The organism is Alteromonas sp. BMJM2 (assembly GCF_027257845.1).
Taxonomy (GTDB): Bacteria; Pseudomonadota; Gammaproteobacteria; order Enterobacterales; family Alteromonadaceae; genus Alteromonas.
Map to the genome: position 1 here is coordinate 72,095 of NZ_JAPVOT010000011.1, position 21,462 is coordinate 93,556.

At 41.4% G+C, this 21,462-nt stretch carries 24 protein-coding genes; 8 read left to right on the top strand and 16 right to left on the bottom strand.

Annotated elements, in window-relative coordinates:
- The 6 genes from O9X84_RS12810 to O9X84_RS12835 form a co-directional block, all read right to left on the bottom strand.
- A complete protein-coding gene (locus O9X84_RS12810; RefSeq protein WP_032094207.1) occupies nucleotides 1–948 on the bottom strand; it encodes an efflux RND transporter periplasmic adaptor subunit in 948 nt (315 codons plus the stop codon).
- Nucleotides 941–2,368 (bottom strand): TolC family protein, encoded by a 1,428-nt coding sequence (locus O9X84_RS12815; RefSeq protein ID WP_032094208.1) that lies wholly within the window; start codon nucleotides 2,366–2,368, stop codon nucleotides 941–943. The genes O9X84_RS12810 and O9X84_RS12815 overlap by 8 nt, the downstream gene beginning before the upstream one ends.
- 71 nt (nucleotides 2,369–2,439) lie before the next feature.
- Nucleotides 2,440–2,817 carry a hypothetical protein gene (locus tag O9X84_RS12820; protein ID WP_032094209.1) on the bottom strand — a complete coding sequence of 126 codons (378 nt, stop codon included), beginning with the start codon at nucleotides 2,815–2,817 and terminating at the stop codon, nucleotides 2,440–2,442.
- A 19-nt stretch (nucleotides 2,818–2,836) separates the two neighbouring features.
- Entirely contained in the window at nucleotides 2,837–3,748 is a 912-nt protein-coding gene (locus O9X84_RS12825; protein WP_032094210.1) for a cation diffusion facilitator family transporter, read from the bottom strand.
- Nucleotides 3,735–4,100 carry a DUF3703 domain-containing protein gene (locus O9X84_RS12830; RefSeq protein ID WP_032094211.1) on the bottom strand — a complete coding sequence of 122 codons (366 nt, stop codon included), beginning with the start codon at nucleotides 4,098–4,100 and terminating at the stop codon, nucleotides 3,735–3,737. The genes O9X84_RS12825 and O9X84_RS12830 overlap by 14 nt, the downstream gene beginning before the upstream one ends.
- The gene (locus O9X84_RS12835; protein ID WP_032094212.1) at nucleotides 4,097–4,723 is read right to left on the bottom strand and encodes a cation transporter; all 627 of its coding nucleotides are present in this window, start codon (nucleotides 4,721–4,723) and stop codon (nucleotides 4,097–4,099) included. Before O9X84_RS12835 ends, O9X84_RS12830 begins: the two co-directional genes overlap by 4 nt.
- A gap of 81 nt (nucleotides 4,724–4,804) precedes the next feature.
- Between O9X84_RS12835 and cadR the strand changes: the two genes are divergently transcribed.
- Nucleotides 4,805–5,230: a Cd(II)/Pb(II)-responsive transcriptional regulator gene (cadR, locus tag O9X84_RS12840; RefSeq protein ID WP_032094213.1), complete on the top strand. Its 426-nt coding sequence runs from the start codon at nucleotides 4,805–4,807 to the stop codon at nucleotides 5,228–5,230.
- A gap of 101 nt (nucleotides 5,231–5,331) precedes the next feature.
- Here cadR and O9X84_RS12845 read toward each other — a convergent pair whose 3' ends face one another.
- Nucleotides 5,332–5,787, bottom strand: coding sequence for a hypothetical protein (locus O9X84_RS12845; RefSeq protein WP_269520154.1), 456 nt, complete (start codon nucleotides 5,785–5,787; stop codon nucleotides 5,332–5,334).
- A gap of 954 nt (nucleotides 5,788–6,741) precedes the next feature.
- On the opposite strand from O9X84_RS12845, the gene O9X84_RS12850 reads away from it, so the two are divergent.
- The 6 genes from O9X84_RS12850 to O9X84_RS12875 all read left to right on the top strand — a co-directional run bounded on the left by O9X84_RS12850 (nucleotide 6,742) and on the right by O9X84_RS12875 (nucleotide 12,500).
- The gene (locus O9X84_RS12850; RefSeq protein ID WP_442864539.1) at nucleotides 6,742–8,550 is read left to right on the top strand and encodes a copper resistance system multicopper oxidase; all 1,809 of its coding nucleotides are present in this window, start codon (nucleotides 6,742–6,744) and stop codon (nucleotides 8,548–8,550) included.
- A gap of 10 nt (nucleotides 8,551–8,560) precedes the next feature.
- Nucleotides 8,561–9,310: a copper resistance protein B gene (locus O9X84_RS12855; RefSeq protein WP_032094216.1), complete on the top strand. Its 750-nt coding sequence runs from the start codon at nucleotides 8,561–8,563 to the stop codon at nucleotides 9,308–9,310.
- A 22-nt stretch (nucleotides 9,311–9,332) separates the two neighbouring features.
- Nucleotides 9,333–9,749: a hypothetical protein gene (locus O9X84_RS12860; RefSeq protein ID WP_032094217.1), complete on the top strand. Its 417-nt coding sequence runs from the start codon at nucleotides 9,333–9,335 to the stop codon at nucleotides 9,747–9,749.
- 21 nt (nucleotides 9,750–9,770) lie between these two features.
- On the top strand, nucleotides 9,771–10,280 hold the full coding sequence (locus O9X84_RS12865; RefSeq protein WP_032094218.1) for a DUF305 domain-containing protein: 510 nt from the start codon (nucleotides 9,771–9,773) through the stop codon (nucleotides 10,278–10,280).
- A 46-nt stretch (nucleotides 10,281–10,326) separates the two neighbouring features.
- Nucleotides 10,327–11,067 (top strand): MauE/DoxX family redox-associated membrane protein, encoded by a 741-nt coding sequence (locus tag O9X84_RS12870; protein WP_032094219.1) that lies wholly within the window; start codon nucleotides 10,327–10,329, stop codon nucleotides 11,065–11,067.
- A gap of 95 nt (nucleotides 11,068–11,162) precedes the next feature.
- Complete coding sequence (locus O9X84_RS12875; protein ID WP_032094220.1) at nucleotides 11,163–12,500, top strand: APC family permease; 1,338 nt, start codon at nucleotides 11,163–11,165, stop codon at nucleotides 12,498–12,500.
- Nucleotides 12,501–12,606: 106 nt separating this feature from the next.
- Here the strand turns inward: O9X84_RS12875 and O9X84_RS12880 are convergent, their stop codons facing one another.
- From O9X84_RS12880 to O9X84_RS12905, 6 genes are read right to left on the bottom strand one after another with little or no spacing between them, the layout of a single operon-like run.
- On the bottom strand, nucleotides 12,607–12,810 hold the full coding sequence (locus tag O9X84_RS12880) for a hypothetical protein (protein WP_032094221.1): 204 nt from the start codon (nucleotides 12,808–12,810) through the stop codon (nucleotides 12,607–12,609).
- Between the two features lie 52 nt (nucleotides 12,811–12,862).
- The gene (locus tag O9X84_RS12885; protein WP_032094222.1) at nucleotides 12,863–13,228 is read right to left on the bottom strand and encodes a hypothetical protein; all 366 of its coding nucleotides are present in this window, start codon (nucleotides 13,226–13,228) and stop codon (nucleotides 12,863–12,865) included.
- Nucleotides 13,229–13,286: 58 nt separating this feature from the next.
- Nucleotides 13,287–13,940 (bottom strand): methyltransferase family protein, encoded by a 654-nt coding sequence (locus tag O9X84_RS12890; RefSeq protein ID WP_032094223.1) that lies wholly within the window; start codon nucleotides 13,938–13,940, stop codon nucleotides 13,287–13,289.
- Nucleotides 13,930–14,229: a DUF2933 domain-containing protein gene (locus tag O9X84_RS12895; RefSeq protein ID WP_032094224.1), complete on the bottom strand. Its 300-nt coding sequence runs from the start codon at nucleotides 14,227–14,229 to the stop codon at nucleotides 13,930–13,932. Before O9X84_RS12895 ends, O9X84_RS12890 begins: the two co-directional genes overlap by 11 nt.
- 29 nt (nucleotides 14,230–14,258) lie before the next feature.
- Nucleotides 14,259–14,615, bottom strand: a complete 357-nt coding sequence (locus O9X84_RS12900; RefSeq protein WP_172602873.1) for a cupredoxin domain-containing protein — start codon at nucleotides 14,613–14,615, stop codon at nucleotides 14,259–14,261.
- A gap of 9 nt (nucleotides 14,616–14,624) precedes the next feature.
- A complete protein-coding gene (locus O9X84_RS12905) occupies nucleotides 14,625–16,976 on the bottom strand; it encodes a heavy metal translocating P-type ATPase (protein WP_172602874.1) in 2,352 nt (783 codons plus the stop codon).
- A 793-nt stretch (nucleotides 16,977–17,769) separates the two neighbouring features.
- Here O9X84_RS12905 and O9X84_RS12910 point away from each other — a divergent pair.
- Nucleotides 17,770–18,771, top strand: coding sequence for a hypothetical protein (locus O9X84_RS12910; protein WP_032094225.1), 1,002 nt, complete (start codon nucleotides 17,770–17,772; stop codon nucleotides 18,769–18,771).
- A gap of 175 nt (nucleotides 18,772–18,946) precedes the next feature.
- Here O9X84_RS12910 and O9X84_RS12915 read toward each other — a convergent pair whose 3' ends face one another.
- From O9X84_RS12915 to O9X84_RS12920, 3 genes are all read right to left on the bottom strand, one after another.
- Nucleotides 18,947–20,017 (bottom strand): hypothetical protein, encoded by a 1,071-nt coding sequence (locus O9X84_RS12915; RefSeq protein WP_032094226.1) that lies wholly within the window; start codon nucleotides 20,015–20,017, stop codon nucleotides 18,947–18,949.
- Between the two features lie 507 nt (nucleotides 20,018–20,524).
- Nucleotides 20,525–20,872: a cupredoxin domain-containing protein gene (locus O9X84_RS19655; protein WP_052009990.1), complete on the bottom strand. Its 348-nt coding sequence runs from the start codon at nucleotides 20,870–20,872 to the stop codon at nucleotides 20,525–20,527.
- A gap of 164 nt (nucleotides 20,873–21,036) precedes the next feature.
- Nucleotides 21,037–21,390, bottom strand: coding sequence for a hypothetical protein (locus O9X84_RS12920; protein ID WP_032094227.1), 354 nt, complete (start codon nucleotides 21,388–21,390; stop codon nucleotides 21,037–21,039).
- Between the last annotated feature and the right edge of the window lie 72 nt (nucleotides 21,391–21,462).

The following is a 21,462-nucleotide window of genomic DNA, read 5'->3' on the forward strand; positions in this document are numbered from 1 at the left end:
TTAATGATCATGACCGGCCTCCGATTTTTCTAGATCTGCTTTGATCAGGTAACTATTTGTAGCCACCACACGCTCACCTATTTCAATGCCGCTTATGACTTCAATATAGCGACCATCAGTTACACCGAGCTGCACGGGTCGTGGTTTATATTCATTATCATGGTTAACAAATACCACTTGCTTTTCTTCATACTCTTGCACGGCAGTCACAGGCACCATATGACTCACGGCCTTGGTGGTTGTCGTTACCTGCGCTTTTACCAAGGTGCCTAATGGCCAATAGCCACTGCTATTGTCAACAGTGACATTAGCAAGCGAATGCGGACTACTATCAGCAGATGGTGTCAGGTAAGCAATTTCAGATAGCTGCTCAAAGTTTGCATGCCTTAATTCAACAGCTTGTCCGACCTTAATTTTGCCGAGGTGCTGCGAGAACACGGTTAATTGTGCCCACACATCCTTGTAGTTGGCTAAGGAAAAAAGTACTTGTCCGTTTGATAACTCACCATTGTTGGCATGCCGAGCTATTACGTTGCCATCAAATGGAGATGTAATTGAGTAGCTTTTTAAACTCTCATTTGATTCTACGACCGCTAAAATATCTCCTTTTTTAACGGTGTCGCCAATGTTGACTTTGACATCGTTGATCACACCGTCAAAACGCGCTCTGATATGACTCAAAGAAGCAGGATCTGCACTTATTCGGCCATAAAGTGTGGTCGAGAGTGCAATGTCGCCAGCAATAACATTTGTGGTAGTAATGCCATTTTGCAAAGCAGTCTCGTCGCTCATCGCAACGACTTCACCAGCGTGTTTATCATCCTCATGAGAATCACCGTCTGCGTGTTTGTCTCCCGCGCTCACCGCCCCATGTATCATCATTAGCGTGATGCTTAAAACGAGTACTTTTAATATTGTGAATGTTTTTAATAGAGTAAATTTATTCATGATAGTTACTTCTTATCGAAATGTTTGATGGCTGCTGCATAGTGATGTCGTGCGCTAGCTTTTTGGAAGCGTTGCTCTTTGCAGTATCCGTTTTTGCAGTGCTGCTTTGTGAAGCCTTAAGTGCGAGACCGGTAAGCGTTTCAATTTCTGTTTTGCTTAGGTGCACTTGAGACGCCGCCTCAATTAATGTCAGGCGCGTATTTAAGAACTCTTGTCGAGTAGATACCCACTCCAAATAGCTAAACCGGCCATCTAAATAGGCGCTTTCGACTAACTCCAAGGCTTCTGTAAGAGGCGGTATGACAGTTTGTTGGATAGCGTCAACCTCTAATAATGCGCGGGTGTGCTCACCTAAGGCTTGATTAACTGAATGTAAAAGACTGCGCACATTACTCTGTTTTTGCACCTCTATTGCATCAAGGCGAGCTTTTTGCGCCTCGTATTCACCTAAGTTTCGTTTTTGTTGAAACAATGGCACGCTGATCCCGGCTATTAAAGCAGTTTCATCAATACCTTGTATTCGTCGAATACCCGCCGACCACTCAATGTCAGCTCGATTATTGGCTTGCACTAATCTGAGCTGTGCTGCTTGAACACGGCTTTGTTTTGCAAACAAGTCTATATGCGGACTGCTTTGGATAGCGGCAGAAAGCATCTCGAATGACCCAATGTCTTGAAACGCAAAAAGCTTACCTTCCACACGCTTAAAAGTGGGCGTTTGTTCGCCCCACATGGTGGCAAGACTGCGCAGTGCAAATTGAAGACCTTCTTGAGCTAATTTAACATCGAGTTTTGCTTGGGCTAGCGCTGCTTGGGCGCGTTTTTGCTCTAGCAATGGTGACGCGCCTGCATCAACGCGCTTAGAAACTGCGTTATAGGTATAGAGTGCAAGTGTCTCTGCATCGTTTTGCACGTCTAAGGTGGCTTGCAATACAAGTGCATCGATGTACCGACGATTCAGCTCGCCAAGGACATCCAATGTGCGTATTTTCTTTTCCACCTCTTGTTGTATTTTACGCTCAGAGAGTACGTCCAATCTTGCGCTAGGCTTGTCGTTGAGCTGTAGTACAGATGACAAGGTCAAACTGACTTCGAGCTCCTTAATGCCCGACACCTCGCCGGTTCCCATAAAGTTTTCTAGTTCAATCCCAGCATTCAGTGCGGGTTTAAGCGCGGCAGTTTTTGATTCACCGTCAATCACTCGCTGTCTAAATTCAAACTCATACAAACTTGGATTATTGGCAAGTGTAAGTCTGATTGTATCTTCAAGGCTCAGCGTTTCTCGTACGGGCGCTTGAACACCTTCATCTAAATAGCGACTAGTTTGCACCGCTTGTGCGGCAATTGGACTCAATGTTAAGCCCAGCATGCAAGCAAACGCAATGGCGCGTGCATGCACAAAAATATGAAACATTTTCATTAGAATATCCTAATAATTTATCAATATTCAGTGACGCGCTTTTTCTCAGCGAGACACTATCGAAAGCGATATTAGGATAGTGTTTTGGGTGGGCGTAGTAATCGGTTGATGGGTGCGTCGATAATCGCATCCAAATAATTAAAGTTGTGGGTAGACACCACAGATTGTAGATTGTTGATGTCGTGCTGGCCTAACCACTGCGCATGCGTACCGTGGCAGTGGCCACAATGATGGCAATCGGCAGGGTTATGGTGATCTGCTTTTGCTGACTCACCAAGCACTTTAGTTGGCATATCATTTGAAGCTTGATTGTGCTCTGAATGCTGATGTTCATGTTGCAAATGTTGTGTGTCTATTGCATGAAAATCTAACGAATTGGCCACAGCAGAAAACGACTGAAAGAGTATCAGCGAGATCATGATGTAACTTATTCGTTTTAAATTTTTCATAAGTGCCAGTCTACCAAGCCTATTTCACTTCGTCACGACATTGTTCGTCAGCAAATTCCAGCTCTACTGTGGTATGTTCAAAATGATACTTTGCTAATGAGCTTTGTATGCCCTCTTTCAATGACTGTATGTGCTCAACACTGACTTCACCTTCCAACACAAGGTGGACAGTCATCACATTGCGCTCTCCGTCTAAAGACCAAATATGAAAATGATGGAGGTCGCTTATCTTATCGTTTGCAAGCAAGTCGTTTCGGATTTTTGACATTTGCTCTTCATCTGGCGTTGCCTGTAAAAATAGCATCAGGGTTTCTTTTAGGTTACGAAACACATTGAAGAGGATGAACAAAGTAAAGCCAATGGACAGGATGGGATCTAAAATCGCCCAAGGCTTAAACATTAAGACGATGGATACAATAAATACGGCAACCCAACCGAGAACATCTTCTAGCAAATGCCAATTAAGCACGCGCTCATTTAATGACGTTCCTTCGCTTAGTTTATAAGCGGCGAAACCGTTTACTGCCATACCAAAAATAGATAAGGCTAACATCCCCTCTACTTGTGGCATTTCAGGCACAGCCAAACGTGGGATTGCTTCAAACAATATCCAAATAGAACCTACCGTGAGCACTAAACCGTTAATCAACGCGCCCAATAAAGAAAAGCGCTTATATCCATATGAGAAGGTTTTATTAGCTGATTTATCGCTAAGTTTGTTCAATCCCCAAGCTGTGCCAATTGACAAACTATCGCCGAGGTCATGCACCGCGTCTGCCATGATAGCGGTGCTGTTGGTTAGCCAACCACCGATAAACTCGATGATGGTGAACACCACATTTAAAAAGAACGCCCAGCCAATGCGCCTTGATGCATCGTCTGAATTTCCATCTGAGTGCGTATGGCTATGTGAATGATTATGACTGTGCATGTTTGATCTTATCCAAGATTACTTTATTTGCAGGTGAAAGCGGCATGAGTTTGAACGGGCTTACACTTGCCCCGCCCGTATTGCCCTCCGGCAACAAGCCAATAGCCGTTTTGGTAACAGCACCAATCAGCCTGAAGAGCTGCCCGAAGACTTCTATAAAGTCCTTACGTTTTAATCCAAACTTGAGCATTTCATAGTGTACTCGGGTATGGTGATAAGTTGAATGTTGCCCAATCACATGTGCATCTTCCAATGCTGTAAATCCAGCCTCATCATCTTTGTCAGTAAATAATTTATGTGCTTCATTCAATTTCTGGGTTACGTAAGGCTTTGCTGCTTGCGTAAAATTCATAAAACTTCTCCATTAGATGCGCTGTTATTACGAAGTTCTTGCTTGGCATCTTTTAAGATTAAGATTGCACCCCGCAAGACGATAATTGAAACAATAAAGCCAATCACTAAATCAGGCCAGCGAGTGTCAAATAGATAAACCGTCACTCCCGCTACAATTACGCCCACGTTGGCAATAACGTCATTCGCCGAGAAAATCCAACTCGCTCGCATATGTACTTCGCCACTCTTCTGTTTTCTAATGATTGCTAAACATATAACGTTAGCGATTAAGGCAACAAACCCCATCCCCATCATTAACAATGACTCGGGGTCACTGCCTAATATCGAACGACGAGCAATATCTAATAAAATAATAAGGCCTAGAATCAATTGAAAATATCCGCTAATTTTTGCGGCATTTGCTTTGTGAATGATGGTTTTACCCACTGCATAAATACCAATGCCATACACCACCGCATCCGCAAGCATATCCAATGAATCAGCAATAAGCGCTGTTGAGTCAGCCAATAACCCTACACTCATTTCAACAACGAACATAACGGCATTAATGCCTAATAACCAATACAACACCCTTTTTTGTTCTTGGTCTTTGATTTCAATGTCGCACCCACAGCCGCTCATAAAAACACTCGCTTTACTGACTTATGACACAAGTGTAAACTCTATACTTGGTATAGAGTCAAGCGCATTAGGTAAAGTAAAATGAAAATAGGACAGTTAGCAGATAAAACGGGCTTAAGTATTCAAACTATTCGCTTTTATGAACGAAAGGCGTTGTTAGCAGCACCACAGCGCACGCAATCGAATTATCGAAGTTATTCGGACGAAGCACTAAAGCAGTTGCTGTTTATTAAGCAATGCCGTTCGCTAGATATGACGATTGAAGAAATTAGTTTAGTACTAGAAACACGAACTAACCCAGAAAGCAGTTGCGAAAACGTCAATGCTACAATGGACAAACATATTGATGATATTAAGCATCGAATATCTGAGCTAAACGCTCTACAGAAAACACTTAAATCCATGCGAGCCGCTTGTAACGACGATAAGAAAATCAAGGAATGCGGTGTTTTGCACAGAATAGACAGCATTGTAGATTCGCACTGCCCTGCAAAACGTAACGACTGAGCCTCAATGACTCGTTCGCTAGCGAACGGTATAACAAGTTGTTGCCTCACAATAAATAGTATTTCCAATGAAACGCTAGTTTTACCGATTGGGTTATAAAATTAAATATCCTGAAATCTATTTAATCCTTGAGCCATCCGCACAATTTCTTGATTTTCCAGTGCCAGTAAGTTGTCCAAAAGTTCTTTATGATGAGGGATTACAGCCTGCTCTCTTAGATAAGAATAAAGTGCTATCACTTCTTGATGTTGTTCAATTACGATTGCTGCAATCTCTGAGTCTGCCTTTTGTTCAAATGCGCCGTCGCAATGTTCGTGTAAAACTATTGGATTCTTTTCCAAATATTCTATAAAGAGCGTTTCCAACTCTTCAGATTCCGCTTTCACTGAAAATGATTTAATAAGCGCTGCTAAATGCTCCTCATGAGCAATCAAGTATTGCATTGCCATTTTTGAGCGCTCAGAATTATTTGGTTCGCAATGCGTGAGGCAGCTTGCTAGTTGTTTATGGAAATCCATGGTCCACTCTAAAATATCTCTTACACTTTCTATTTTCATACTAACTCTCGATATCCCGCACAGATTAAAAAGGCTCCAGACAGAAATTTAAAGTAAATACCGCTTAAAATCATAACGGCTAGATTACAGTTGCATTACAAATTTGTCAGATCCGCTCGTTTATGTGTCGTTTCACGTTGGGTCACTTTAAATTAAAAATTAAGCCATGAATACGTCACCACTTATTCGCTTATTTCAATTAAGAAAGAGGCTAAAACTCTCATCTAGGCTTGACTAGTCATAGTCGGACTGCTTTTTGCACTACTCTCAAATATGACTAGGAGAGAGTGACTATATGGACATTAAGTTGTGCTCTACTTCCCAAGACTTAGGGCGTTTTGACTTGATTTGTTGTAGAAGAGCGATTTTTTATTTCTGTAAGGTTGATTGCATTATTTACCTACATATGTGAACTTTTTACCCGATATTGACGGGGTTTGAGCAACATTATGAACGCAAATAAAACAGATAAAGGATTACTTGATGCATTTGTAAAATGCGCTGCGTGCCTCGCTTTGCTTGTTTTATCATTGTCTAGTGTTGCATGTGAGCCTTCAAACAAAAATGACGCAACTGCCAACTTCATTGAGTCCGCAACGACTCAGCATCATTCTGACAATACGCAACATTTGGAACATTCGCAACACTCGGAACATCAAGATCATACAGAGTGCGACGGTAAGTGTTGTGACGGTGTTTGTGAGTGTAAATTAGGCTCGAGCTCTAACCTTTCATCAATGGTTGCACCTGTTTTGAAATCAATCAATGCACCATCTTTTTCAAACTTTTATTTCTTCAATTTTTATCATTTCTACTCGGGGTTTAGCCTCCTGAGGCCGCCTAAAATCAACTTCAATTCTTAAGCAGTTTGTCAGGTTACTACCTTACAAACATGTAAACAGTGCAGCGTATCGCACATATCGCTAAAGAAGTGAGGTTCTTATGAATAATCGAATGAAGCAACATAGGCGCATTTTTTTGAGAAACGCGGCTTATGCCACTGGTGGCTTTGCCCTGCTAGGTCAGATGAGAGCACCTTGGGCTTTCGCAGAGGGTTATAGCAATAGCAAAAATGACAACAGTATTGCAGAGGTAAACTACGGGGATGCAGTAGTAAGTGGGAAAAACATCAACATGACTATTTCTCGCCAGCAAAAGAAAATTGCCGGCGATGTTGCAAGCCCTATTACCATCAACGACATATCACCTGGCCCATTGCTCCGGTTAAGAGAAGGTCAGCAAGTTAAGATTCATGTTACCAACGAATTACCAGACAGCACGTCTATTCATTGGCATGGTTTTATTCTCCCATTTAACATGGATGGAGTACCTGGCGTTTCATTTCCTGGTATCGACCCGAACTCTACGTTTACCTATGAATTTGATATAAAACAAAACGGCACCTATTGGTATCACAGCCACTCGGGACTGCAAGAGCAACTGGGGCACTTAGGCCCGGTCATCATTGACCCTTCCGACGGTGACATAGGTGCAGACAGGGAGCATGTCATTCAGTTAAGCGATTGGACCTTTGAAGATCCACACGATGTGTTCAGGCATTTGAAAGTGGCAGAGGGTTACTACAACTATCAACAACGCACCATAAGCGACACTGTTAACGATATTAAAAAGCAAGGTTTTTTTAATACAGTAAAAGAAAGAGCTATGTGGGCCAATATGCGGATGAATCCCAGAGATATTCTCGATGTAACAGGCTCCACATATACATATTTAATAAATGGCAGAGATGCTCAAACCAACTGGACCGCGCTCTATAAGCCCAATGAAAGCATTCGATTAAGGCTCATAAATGGCTCCGCCATGACGTATTTTGATTTTCGTATTCCGGGCCTCGAAATGACGGTAGTGGCTGCTGATGGACAACCAATAAAACCCGTTAAAGTCGATGAACTTCGAATCGCGGTTGCTGAAACCTATGATGTAATTGTAAGGCCAATCGGCACGACTACATACACTCTTTTTGCAGAAAGCATGGACAGAAGTGGCTTTGTTCGTGGAACGCTTAGTACTGAACTTGGGAAAGAAGCGCCTGTGCCGACATTGCGTGAAATGCCAGAGCGTGGCATGGCGGCCATGGGGATGAATTCAGATATGGCCGGGATGGAAGGCATGAACAAGCAATCTAATAAGCCAATGAATAAAGAAGAGTCTTCTGAGTCATCAATGGACACAATGAATGACCATTCATCGATGCATATGCGAGCACTCCCGGTAGATAATATTAATATTGAGCATGATGAGGAGGGTCATGGACCCAGTGCAAGTATGCTTGCAACAAACCCTACCAGTCGACTTGATGAGCCAGGCATTGGCTTAGAGGACGCAAAACATCGGGTACTATTATATAGCGACTTGACCGGCGCTGAGGAATGGCCCGACACCAGAGAGCCGACCCAAACTATTGAATTACATCTTACTGGCAATATGGAACGTTATATGTGGTCGTTTGATGGACTCAAATTTAACGAAGTCGATGGCCCTATTCATTTTAGGTATGGCGAACGAATTCGTTTGATTTTAGTGAACGATTCTATGATGAACCATCCAATCCACTTACACGGTATGTGGATGGAGTTAGAAAACGGGAATTATCCGCCCCCCCGAAAACATACGATAAGTTTAAAACCCAGCGAAAAAGTGTCGCTCTTGATAAGCGCAGATGCCCCCGGAAATTGGGCATTCCATTGTCACCTGCTCTATCACATGGATGCGGGCATGTTCAGAATCGTATCGGTCTCGTAGGGGAAATTATATGAAAAACACGTCTAAAATTTTCAGTACTTTACTAATTGGTCTTTGCGCATCGTCTAATGCGCAAGAGATTCCATCAGATTGGCCAAAACCAGTCGAACAGTACAACACGGGCATGATTTTATTTGACCGTTTTGAATATACACGCACAAACGATGAAGAAAACATCGGAGTGTGGGACATGATCGGATGGTACGGCGGTGATACCTATCGCCTTTACTTCAAAAGTGAAGGCGAAAACAAGCAAGATGATGGCGAACCAACAGATTTAGAGCGAGCTGAGCTCCTTGCTAGTAAATTAATTGCGCCATTTTGGGAATTTCAAGTCGGTATTGGCACAAGAGGACTGCTAAGTAGCGATACGAGTATGGAGAACTATGCCGTCATTAGCTTGTATGGGGTTGCTCCTTATCAATTCGAAATGGATAACTCCATTGTGATTAATGAGGATGGTGATGTCAGTTTCTCAGTAGAAGCCGAATATGAAATAAGAGTAACCCAAACGTCATTCTTACAACCGAGACTTGCCCTTGCTGGTTCGCTTTCAGAATCTGAAAGGTTTGACCGCCCCTCTGGCCTCAATTCGATACGTTTAGGTTTGCGATATCGCTATGAGTTTGCAAGAGAGTTTGCACCATACGCAGGCATTTATTGGAGTCGGAGTCTCGTTAATAGCGCTGATATTGCTCGAAACAAGGGTGAGTCGGTAAGTGAAACTGGTTTCGTGGTGGGTGCTCGATTCTGGTTTTAAGCGCTTTTAAAAGGAGCAATCAATGGAAGTAATTATTCAGTTGATGATAGCTTTAGTGGCAATAGGCCTCGCTACGACGAGTCATTTTTTAAGCCTCAGAGCGTTAAAAAATTACGTTGTTAGCTCAGACCTTTCTGCATACTTAAAGCTCATTGCAGTAGTTTATGGCATAACCTTTAGCCAGTTGATAGCTGCCTTTTGGTTCGCCGTAGGGTTTCTGTTATCTATAGAGATCGGTCTAGGCGATTTGCAGGGATCAAGTTCTCTTTATTTTATTGAAATTTATTACTTCTCACTCATTAACTTAACCACCTTAGGATTAGCTCAACTAGAGCCAATTGGGCATTTAAATTTCTTATCAGGTTTGGAGGCAATGACGGGCTTTTTGCTTGTTAGCTGTTCGGCCTCTCTAATATTTAAAACAATGAATCAGTCCTAGAAGGACAGACAGGATAACGTGATGACTAAATATACAAAATTTTTAGCAATGATCTTTACATCAACTGCGGCCATGCTGTTAATGATGTATTTCAATACATATGCATTTGACCACATTTTTTTTAGCGAAACGCGGTTTTACATGGCTATCTATATGGGCTCAATAATGGCAATCATTATGTTGCTATTTATGCTTAACATGTATGAGAACAAAGCCAAGAATTGGACAATTTTGCTAGGTAGCGGACTCATCTTTGTGATCTCACTGTACCTAGTCCGCTCTCAATCAACCATCGCTGATGAAGCGTGGATGAAAGCAATGATACCGCATCACTCTATTGCGATTTTAACTAGCGAGCGAGCCAATATCTCAGATAAGCGAGTCCTCAAGCTAGCAAACGAAATCATTGCGGCGCAAGAGCGAGAAATCAAGGAAATGAAATGGTTACTAGAGGACATAGAGAAGAATGGTGAAGTAAAAACTGAAGCTGAAGTTGAAAGTCGTCAAGTACCGGATTTCAGTCAAAAATAGACACGCCATTGGAAAATTACAAATTACTTATAATTAGGAGAAGACCATGGAATTAAGAGCAAAATTATATCGAATGCATACAGATGAACACATTTGTCCCTATGGCTTGCGATCTAAAGACCTACTGGAACGAGAAGGGTATCAAGTAGAGGACCACAAGCTAGCAAGTCGTGAAGAAACCGATAAGTTCAAAAACGAACACGAAGTAGAAACAACCCCTCAAACGTTTATCAATGGAGAAAGAATCGGAGGGTATGACGATCTACGTGAATATTTTGATTTAGGGGAAGCAGGACAAACGGGCACCACCTATACACCTGTCATTGCAATATTTTCAGTTGCATTGTTAATGGCACTAGCAATCGCATATGCCTTTGTTCAAAGCAATTTTTTCATTCAAGTTATAGAATTATTTGTTGCATTTAGCATGAGCTTATTAGCGATTCAAAAGCTTAAAGATCTCTATAGTTTTACGAACTCCTTCATCACCTATGACTTACTCGCTATGAGGAATATACGCTACGGCTACATTTACCCCTTTGCCGAAGCGTTCGCTGGAATCGGAATGCTCGCAGGCCTGTCTGGTTATCTCGTTGGCCCTGTCTCTCTATTTATCGGGACAGTAGGCGCGGTTTCAGTATTCAAAGCGGTGTATATTGATAAGCGTGAACTCAAATGTGCATGCGTGGGCGGTGATAGTAACGTACCGCTTGGCTTTGTATCACTCACAGAAAATCTCTTTATGATTGCCGCAGGGTTATGGATGCTCTCAACCGCAATGATTTAAAGACGGTGGAGACATATTTAAAGCTTTAAAAACAAAATAGATTTGTGTCTCCACAAAATAGTCTTTCTTAAACCGCATTTTAAGGAATATTTACAATGAGTTCTCACAACGAAGATTATGAAAAAGGAAGCTTAAGTTTAACCGGTACAATAGCGATGGGCACTGGTGTAATGATTGGAGCAGGAATATTTGCGCTCACCGGTCAAGTCGCGGAATATGCAGGTTCGCTTTTCCCGCTTGCATTCATCATAGCCGCCATCATTAGTGGATTTAGTGCCTACAGTTACATCAAGGTTTCAAACAAATATCCATCTGCGGGCGGGATCGCAATGATATTAAAAAAGGCCTATGGACCAAGTGCCGTGACCGGAGGTGCCGCATTATTAATGGCACTTTCAATGATTATCAATGAAAGTCTGGTGGCCCGAACGTTTGGCACATACACCCTTCAGTTATTTGATGTGCAAGAAAATAGCATATTAGTCCCGATACTAGCTATCGGACTCATCATTTTTGCATTTGTTGTAAATGTTGCGGGTAACAAGGTAATTGGAAGTGTATCTAAGGTTACAGCCGTCTTGAAAATTGGTGGCATATTAATTTTCGCCCTTGTAGCACTCTGGGCAGCAGGGTTTGCTTTTCAAGCCGCTAGTGCTGATGTAAGTGAAAATTCCTCTGCTAGTGGATTTTTAGCTGGGACCGCTTTGGCGATTTTAGCCTACAAAGGATTTACAACTATCACCAATAGCGGCGACGAGGTGGTCGACCCAAACAAAAATGTTGGGCGAGCCATTATAGTGTCTTTATTAATTTGTTTGGTTATCTATTTATTAGTCTGCTATGCCGTAGGCTCCACATTAACGGTCAAACAGATAGTTGCAGCTAAAGACTATGCACTCGCTGAAGCGGCTCGTCCCGCTATCGGACAGTATGGTGTTTGGTTTACGGTGGGTATTGCAATAATAGCGACCGCATCGGGTCTACTAGCCAGCGTTTTTGCGGTTTCGCGTATGTTGGCAATGTTGACAGATATGAATTTGATCCCCCATCGGCACTTTGGTATGCCCGGTAATATTCAAAAACATACTTTGGTCTTTACTGTAGTTGCTGCCGGACTACTTGCCGCTTTTTTTGATCTTTCAAGGATCGCATCTTTAGGAGCCATTTTTTACTTAGTAATGGATATTATCATTCATTGGGGCGTATTAAAGGTACTTAGAAAAGAGGTTGGAGCAAACCCACTGGTGGTGATCACCGCAATTATATTAGATGCTGTTGTTCTTCTCGCATTCATTTGGATCAAAGGCAGTGATGATTTACAGATTATCATCATTGCTGGCATTGGCATTGTTGCCGTTTTTGCCTATGAGCGCTTTTTCCTCAGGCATAAGCGCAAAGATGATGACGATGAAGGACATGCCCATGATGGCTAGAATAAAAAAACTTTGAGGATATAGTGCGGGAAATGCACGTTTATCGGCCTGAACATTCTATAAAATTGAATCAGTCCGATAGACGTGTAGATATGAGCTCTACTAGTTACACCTTCACAGATATTGATTGCTTAATTTCACTCGGCTCGGTCTGGTTATTACCGTTCACTTTATTCGCCTCCGCAATGGCGCTTTCTCCAGCTTCTTTCTTTTTACAGTTGGATGTTTCTGCTTCTGCTGTTTGATGATTTTTTTCCAATTTGTCACTCACAATCGGTCGATAAACTGGCGTGTTGTTAGAAATCTGCATTGATAATGTCTCCTTAAGATTAAAAAGGTTTTGAACGATGTTTTAAGTCTTTTTATTTAGAGCGCTTGCCCAGATCAGTTGTATGGCAGCTCCATGGCTTATGTTTGGCATTTTCGCGAATATTTTCGTCAACAAATTGATAATAGCCTTCTTTGAAATGCGTCCACCAATCGTCCGAAATGTCGGCTCTGTGCGTTCGAACTATATTCTCGATGCCATCCAGTTCACAATGCGTCGCATCATAACCAATATGAAGCGTGTTGGATGACTCTTCAAAGGACACTGCATCAACGCCGATGGTTGAATCTATATCTCGGACAATTAAGTCTAAATTGTCCGCAGTCACACCCGTCAGTCGAAGGTGACGAATTACTAAATTTAATTCATTTACACCAACTCTATGATGTTTGTTACTCATTGTTTTTTCCTGCCTATAAATATGTTGATACCTTCGACCATCGCGTTTTACAAAAACGTTAATTGCCATATTGTAGATTTGAACTGCTTAATTTAGGGAGCCAAGCAGGCGTGTTATCTTTGTATGCTAAATAACGCTCCCCAAATTCGGCTATCGCAGCCTTTTCTTCACGTTTCGCTAAGCGAATATAGACTAGTGTCAATATTGGAAACATGATCAATGTCGGGATGGTGGGCCATTGCAATAAAAAGCCAAACATTATGATAATAAAAGCTAAATACTGTGGATGGCGACATCTTGCATACCAACCTGTATTGGCAAGCGAATGGTTTTTCTGCGCATGATGTAAAACGTTCCACGCAGAAGATAAAATAAAGAAACCAGCAACGATGAGTACATTGCTAGTAATGTGCAATATGCTCCAATGGGCATCCCCCTCAAGACCTAAAATCGTTTGGAGCAAATGTCCATTTTCATGTGCAAAAAAATCTGTGTTTGGGTAAAGCTCTGTTAACCAGCCTGACAAAAAATAGATGGTGAGTGGAAACCCATACATTTCTGTGAACAAAGCAAGTATAAAAGCGGAAAAAGCACCCAAGCTTCTCCAATCGGTCTTTGATTGTGGTTTTACAAAGCTAAATGCAAAAAATATAAAAATGGCCGAATTTATGAAAACTAAGCCCCATAGGCCATAGTCGGATTCACCGTGCATCGTTTTCTCTCTTTTCTTCGATGTTTGTAGTTGTTTTTTGTTGAGGCCTTTCTTTGAACGTCATTTGGTCTTCTTCTGTCTCTTTTTGCTCGTTATTATGACGATCGTGCCCGTGACTCCCATGCATAAAAAAATGCATAAAGGGGCAAAGTAACAGAATCAGGTAAGGCAAATATGACCACACATGCTCGCCATGCTCAAAAAATAAAAAGTAACTCGCAGCAGCAATGAGTCCCAGTGCAGCCCACCCAGAAGGCGTTTTCCAAAATGATAAATTTGAATTGCTCATATTTATTCTCCTTTTTGAAAGCTAACGAATCATTGAACCGTTATCTTCCCTTTATACATTTGCATTTGACAGTGAAACGCGTACTCACCTGATGGTAGCGCTGGAAGAGATATAACTGTCTTCTTATTTAAAGGTAGCCGTTCTGAAATATCTAAATCGGGTATTGATAGCATTTCTGCGCAAGGAGTCGCATCAGCTCGATGAAATACTATTTGTCTTTCTTCATTCGCTCTGATTTTGATGTGTGCTGGTTGGTAAATACCGTCTTTTACCAAGACCTCTAACGAGCCTTCAGCGATACTAATATTGTGCTCTTTGTACAACCAAAACCACCAGACGATTAGAACAATAAGCGCAATTCCTACAAGGTTGATCCATAGCATCATCACAATCTCCTAATGCTCTTTTGCTTTAAACAATCGCAAACGATTGGCGTTGGTGACGACTGTTAGTGATGAAAACGCCATCGCAGCACCAGCTATTACTGGACTTAATAAAAGACCGAAAAATGGATATAAAACACCGGCAGCGAATGGAATACCCGCAACGTTGTAAATAAATGCTCCGAATAGGTTTTGCTTAATATTGGTTAGAGTGGCTTTACTCACAGCAATTGCGTCAGCAAGACCATGAAGAGAGCCCCGCATTAGCGTAATGTCAGCGCTTTCAATGGCTACGTCAGTACCTGTACCTATTGCAAAGCCTACATCTGCGTGAGCTAGGGCGGGTGCGTCATTAATACCGTCACCTGTCATACCCACAATTTCTCCCATCGTTTGATACTCAGCTACTTTATTTGCTTTTTCCTCAGGCATAACTTCAGCCACAAACTCTGTGATACCTGCTTTTTCAGCTACTGCCTTTGCCGTTGAACGATTATCGCCAGTTAGCATTACTACCCGAATTCCATTGTTCTGAAGGCGCTTTATTGCATCAATAGAATCAGTTTTAATTGGGTCGGCAACTGCAATTACTGCAACAAGTAATGAATTAACCGCAAAATACATTGGGGTTTTAGCTTCAGAGGCTAAGCCTTGGGCTTTTTCGACGTAGTCGCTAATGTCAATATTTCGCTCTTTCATTAGCTTTTCGTTACCGAACAAAAGCGTGTCACCCTTAAGCTGTGCTTCAACGCCCTGCCCAGCAATCGAGGAGAACTGAGTGACTTTTTTAGGTAATATGTTTTTTGATTTGGCACTTTCAACTATCGCCATCGCTAAAGGATGTTCTGAGCCTGCTTCGATACTCGACGCGAGCATTAGCACTTGTTTTTCATCTTGACCGGGTGCTAACAATACATCGGTTACCTTAGGTGCTCCCTCAGTAATAGTGCCTGTCTTATCTAAAATCATCGTAGTAATTTTACTGGCTGTTTGCAGCGCCTCGCCGTTTCTTATCAACACACCAGCTTCTGCGGCTTTGCCTACTCCTACCATTACTGACATCGGTGTCGCTAAACCAAGTGCACATGGACAAGCGATGATGAGAACTGTTGTTGCCGACACAATTGCGTAAGCAATAGCTGGAGACGGCCCAAAGTTTAGCCAAACTAGAGCGCTTATTACGGCGATGATCATAACAACGGGCACGAAGTAAGCTGAAATGATATCGGCTAAACGTCCTATCGGAGGCTTTGAATTTTGAGCGCGTTTTACCATGTTGATAATTTGAGCAAGCGCCGTATTTTTGCCTACGCGCGTTGCCTTAAAAATAATTGAGCCTGATTTATTAATCGTACCAGCGACGACTTCTACCCCCTCTGTTTTTTCTACAGGCATCGGCTCACCGGTCAACATAGATTCGTCAACTGTGGAGTGTCCTTCTACCACCACGCCGTCTACTGATATTTTTTCACCTGGCCTGACTCGAATAAGCTCATCGAGCAATACTTGTTCTATTGGAATGTCTTCATCTTTATCGTTTCTAATAACACGGGCTGTTTTAGCTTGCAGGCCAATTAAACGCTTAATCGCTTCTGAAGTCTTACCTCGCGCTTTAATCTCAAGAGCTAAGCCAAGATTGATTAAACCAATAATCATTGCAGTCGCTTCAAAATATACGTGTCTTGCCATTAGGGGAACCACATCAGGAGCAAACACAACCACCATTGAGTAAAGCCAAGCAGTTCCTGTTCCGAGAGCTATTAATGTGTCCATATTCGCAGAATGATTTTTAAATGAATTCCAAGCGCCCACATAAAAGTGTTTACCCGCAAAAACCATTACGCCAAGAGTCAGCAATCCGACGGTTAACCAAACGAGTCTTTCTGTAGTAGTTGTTACTGTCATTTCGCCAAAGACCAGACTGTAAATCATCAATGGCACACCAAGCGACAACGCAACGGCCATTTCGCGCATTAATTTTTTGTAGTATTGCCAGTCGGCTTTTTCTTTTTCGTCCAGAGCTTCTTGCTCAGAGTCGCTGTCGTCTAATTTTGCTTTGTATCCGGCTTTTTCCACCGCTTCTATAATATTTGAAACCGATGTATCTCCAGTTACCGTGACAACACGCTGAGCGAAGTTCATCTCCGCTCGTTCAACCCCAGGCAGATTGTTTAATGCCGCCTCAATTTTGTTGACGCAGCTGGCACAACTGGCTCCTTCAATTATAAATCGATTTTCTGATAGATTATTGGGCTCTTGGTTGGTTATGTCTTTGACCGCAGGAGTTTCGCTCGCTGATTGGGCTTGCTTGTTACAACAACAGTTATTCGCTGTCTTTTGGGTAACTTTTTCAGTTGCTGTCATTTAGACTCCGTCGTGTTATTGGCGCGTTTAACTTTTTTCTGTGCTCTGTATTTGCATAGATTCATATTTTTTTGACTCTAATTGCATAGTAATTAGGGGCAATACGGGAACAAGACAAAAAGCAATAAGGTTGCTTTTATATTAAACATAATTTTAACGGTGTAAGATGTTAGGAACACGGCACTGGCATTACAGTTTGATTACTTTTCTGTCATTTATGAGATAAATAATTGGTATGCGCAAAAACGACAATGTGAACGGCTACTAATTGACTAGAAGACTTTTAGCTAGAAATTGGACTCACCCAACATTATGAACATCTTTAGGCTATTATTCGCGAGAAACGAGGTCATCAGTAATCAATGATGTAGCCCTGAATTTTAAATTAAATTACCACTGACTACGCACAACTTTTTGCGCTTCGAGATAAATATTGATAAGTGAAGATTCACAAAAATGTATCATACTTTGTGGACGTTTCGACTGGCTGGATTGCCCAAGATAGCGGACGGATCTGTTTAGATGAATTTAATCCCTTCAGAGCGATAAACAGACATCAGATGGTCAGCTCGGGAGAATAGACCCCTAAAGACAAATATTAGAAATTCAGATTTGAAAATTCGGGGCTGGCCACACTTCGTAAAGCAGAAGCTCTAGACTCAATCAGATTTGGCCTGATGAGGCGTAAATTTCTTGATTAAAGTTAATTATGCACAAAATATAGGATCTGTAATTGCGATTGTTGATATTGCCCCAACTGTATTAGTAATCCGAATTGTAGGTGAAAAATAGTTTGAATAGTAATATTGAACATTTGGAAAAAACTCTTCCAGAGGACTTGACCATTTCACTCAGGCAGTTTGAGAGTGAAGAGTTTGCAAAAAAATTTGGAGAAACTTGCATATATATTTTGAGCGAGCTCTCCAAACGTTTCAACTTGTCTAATTTGGACGGAGTAACGATTGCTTATGATTATTCGAGTGAGGTCGCGGCAATAGATCGAGGTTCTAATGGTTTTGGTGAATTAAAACCAAGCACAGGTGATGTAGAAGGAATCGCAATGGCTCCCGCAGTTATGCGAGACGGTAAAATCAAATCTCATCTTATATTAAATGCTAATTATCTAGTTCCTATGCTAGATTTTAACGGAGAGCATATAGAAAAAGGTATAAACGTAATCGCACACGAGTGTGCGCATGTAGAATCAAATCACGCATTTTACGAGTGCTTTCCAGAATATTCATACGGTAAGATAATTCATAGCGTAACCGAATATCTAAGAATACTTGCTGGTCAGGCATCTTGGGATGAGTATTTTGCAACAAAGCTTTCCGCCACGATCGGAGACAGTGATCCAAAAGCTTTTCAAGAGACTTTTTTGCGTGTTCTAGATACATCCGAAAAGTCCATCTACTCAGTTCTTATTGACTACCAGCACCATCATGATGTAACTAAAGGTATCGAAGAAGTGGGAAACGCAGTTATTGAATTAATGAAGTTTGCTTCATATATGATTGGTGACTGCATAGGTAGAAAAGAAAGCCCTTCAGAAATACCAAATGTAAGAGCAGCATTGGATAAAAGCTGGTTCACACCTTATTTTTTCGAGTTGGTTAACTCTCTTAACGCACTTGATGAAGACTATCCTAATTGGCCTTCGTTTGAACCTTTCGAACGAGTTATGAGGCTTTACGATAGCGTTTTAGCCCACTATGGTGTAGTTGTTGAAAGTAGCGATTCAGATTCACCTTACGTTCATTTTTATAAAATGCCATTTTATGATGACTACTTTTAACAATACGTTTAATTTTTTAACTGACCGAGAAAAGAATGCTGAACGTCATTCCATTGATAACATATTAAGCTCAAACAAACCTGAGTCCTCTATAGGCAAACAATGGACATTAAACGCCTTAATAATCGACATCCGGTATGGCTGTCCTGCGTCGTACAAGCTATTGATTGACTTATTAAGCATAAATTCCCGGATATACCAAATTAATTGCTTCACGCACATCATCTGTATAGTTGTCTTCCACAGAATCTAGATACCTGTGAAACTCATCCCAGTTTCCTACAGAAAATATCTTTGTATCATAAGGTTCTAAAAGCATTGATTCAGGGTTCTCGCACCATTGCTTCATGGCCCTGTCTATAAAAATTGCATCGCTGTAAGGACCGAAAACAGAAATGCACTCAGAATCATAGAATAGTCCAGCCAGTTTCCGGCGTGCATTGATGGGGTTAGTGTATGCTCCGTTCTTGACCATCTTTCGTAAAACCGCAAAGATTCCACACGAAACCTTTATATTTGGAATGCTTGTAAAATAATGCGATGAAAAAAATGCGCTTATTCTTCTTAATCGCTCATCAATTTTCATGGTTGTTCTATCACAATGAAGTAGCGATTCTACGTACATCGTGTCCATTGGGGCATCCATATAACTCATCAGGTTTCCAGTTCCAACATTGGCAACCATCTGCAAATACTGATTAAGCAAAGATATCCCGTATCCTCTGGCCTCCATACTTACATCTTCTTCGAAGGAAGTTGTCAGTTTTGCCCAGTCCGGGAACAGATTTACCAGACCTTCGATTGCAGCAGCCTTTCCTTGTCGCATAGCCTCTAAGTCTCCCAAGTAGGGACGTAAATCGATCCAAATATAATCATCCCATCCATGGATTTCATCGCGAAATGCATCGCGCTCTTCGATAGGTTGAATAATTTCTGAATTGGACCTAAATGCGTCAAATAATCGATGCATTTGTTCCAGCTTGATCTCGTAGGCTTCTCTAAATTTATAGCCGCGTGCAGTTTGCTTTATGAATTTATAGAGGTTTTCTTGTTGCTCGTGTCTCCACAAGTGCGTTTCGTCTGTATGAACGGATGAATATGGACATACAACTAATTGCCTAGCAGCCATGTCTTTTATGCGATTGGCCGCATCTATAAATGATCGCTCTTGATCCCTAAAAGCATGAGACAGAAAAAACTGATCAAGATAAATTATCTTTTTTCGAATATCTGGGAGAGGGAACATTGTCCGTTCTCCACAACTATTACACCCTCTATTTAGGATGTTTCTACTGACATTGACGTTCCCATACTTTCCTGTAACACCGCACTTGGGGCATGGTTCATCAAGATATCTGGATATCAGCACGCTTTTTTCCTTGTGAGCTTAACAACTTAATATCGAACCCATGGGTCATTTATATAATTTGTTGGTTTTAATATATTAACTGCCGTGTTGCCAAAGATATATTTTTAATCATTAATTAATTTTTTAAGAAGATAAAACGATCATAGGAACGTTTTTTTGAATATAGGAGTAAGTCATTGAAACGTCTGTTTTACGCACTTTGTAGTCTATCAGTCATCTTTGACTGGCATCAATAGACAAGGATCAGGCTTTCCAAAGGCAGGCTCCAAACTGCTGTTTCAGATAAGAGAAGAGCCGCCGGTCGGAGTATATCAATAATCAAAAAGTAGTATGATACTCTTTTGTAAAGCATGACACTTTCGGTGTTTGTCAGCCTACACCGAGCTACACTATTGTAAGCTTCCCAGAATACACATTCATCGCGCTATAAAACTCATACTCGCCTGGCGGATAAGCAGAAAAGTTCACCGATACTTGTTTATTAAGTTTGAGTCTTATCGATAATCCTAGCTCCGGAAAAAGTAGGTATTCAGAGCATAAATTTGAATCCGTTCTCAGAAAAACAATTTGATTAGCTTTACGAGCTTTCAATTTAACCCTTGCGGGTTGATAGTGTAAGTCTTTTACCTCGACTAAGATGCTGTCGTGTCGATGTCGCTTTTTAATGTACTCGCGAAAACTTAGTATTAGTAGTAAACATATTAAAAACAATGCGCCGCTAATCCATGGCATTTTAGAATCCTTTTATACAGTTCGCTGAACAGCTACTTTTTGATTATAAAGAAATGCTCGTTCGAGCGATATTTAAGTTAGCTGGTACGTCTTGATTAATCAGGAGAGCGAATGAAAAAATAGGGCAGCAATTGCTACCCTTTATTGGTTTGAGCAATGTTTAATTATTTATCGAACTCCACCATATCATGTTGGTATATTTCTCCTGTGACCACACTAGCGCTTGCAAAGTGTTCATCCTGCTTTTCTCCGAGCCTCACTTTTCCCACAAACTCACGAGAATAGCCAGTTTCACCCTCATTTATAACAAGCTTATCCATTACCGTTCTGTAAACGTTAAATACATCGCCTGTTTCGAGGCTTTCTGTGTTTGCAACGCAAATAAGAAGAGTGTTGTCACCTTTAACACTAGCAACTTGGCCGCTCATTACATAATCATGGTATAAACTGTTGGCACAACCGCTTAGAAGCGCAGTTGCGATTAATATCAGTGTCGCTAATTTAAGTGTTTTATTCATTTCAAATTCCCTTAATACGTTTATCCTTAGCTCAAAACGCAACTACCTTGCTATTAAGCGGCGCAAACCAGC